Source organism: Micromonospora sp. NPDC052213, from assembly GCF_040679695.1.
Taxonomy (GTDB): domain Bacteria; phylum Actinomycetota; class Actinomycetes; order Mycobacteriales; family Micromonosporaceae; genus Micromonospora.
In genome coordinates, this window is record NZ_JBFAVI010000423.1 from 278 (window position 1) to 1,027 (window position 750).

Annotated in this window: 1 protein-coding gene and 1 pseudogene; one reads left to right on the top strand and one right to left on the bottom strand. The window is 71.1% G+C overall.

From position 1 onward, the window contains the following. Positions 1 to 125: 125 nt before the first annotated feature. A pseudogene (locus AB0L34_RS34445) lies at positions 126 to 341 on the top strand (Scr1 family TA system antitoxin-like transcriptional regulator); the annotation flags it as partial. Between the two features lie 118 nt (positions 342 to 459). Here AB0L34_RS34445 and AB0L34_RS34450 read toward each other — a convergent pair. Continuing rightward, positions 460 to 750: hypothetical protein (locus AB0L34_RS34450; protein ID WP_363709868.1), on the bottom strand; the 291-nt coding region annotated here is incomplete at its 5' end.

Below are 750 nucleotides of genomic sequence, written 5' to 3' on the forward strand. Positions count from 1 at the left end.
TGGTGGCGGCCGTCGAGCAGTGCCGCCGCGCGCCGCGCGCCGAGTTCACCGAGCGCTGCGACGAGGTGCTGAACGGCGGCGGCCTGCTGGTGCGGATCCGGGACGCGCTGATGCAGGAGGCGCTGATGCCGTGGTTCCGCGAGTGGGTGAGCATCGAGCAGGAAGCTGCCTCACTGCGTAGCTTCGAGCCGCTGGTTGTTCCCGGGTTGTTGCAGACCGAGGAGTACATCCGTGCGTTGCACGAGGGCGCGAGTCCACTCGTCGGTGAAGCGATGGAGCAGCAGGTAGCCGCGCGGCTGGCCCGCCAGCCGGTGCTGGATCGGCCCGCGCCGCCGCAGTTCGTGGCGGTGCTCGACCACTCGGTGCTGAGCCGGGCGGTCGGCGGGCCGAAGGTGATGCGCTCGAGCAGCCCGAACGTCCCCGTGCAACGGTCCGTCGCGCCGCCTGCCCCTCTCGTCGTCACGGTGCCACCCGGGTCGCGACGTATCGGTGGTCGGCGCCCACCTCGTCCGCGACGTAGGCAGCCGCGAGGTGATGGACGAACGGCTGGAGGCCGAGCGCTGACAGAAGAGCGGGGTCGGTGAAGCCCGTGCGGGTGGTCGAGCTGACGCCCTTCGCGCGAAGAGCGCGAGCGACTTCCGCGCTCAGCCGTCCGCCGTCGACGAGGAAGCCGCGGAACGCCTTTTCGTGGCGATAGCGTCTCCGGTAGGCGGCGAGATCGCCGAAGACCGCGATGGCGATGGGAGCCTG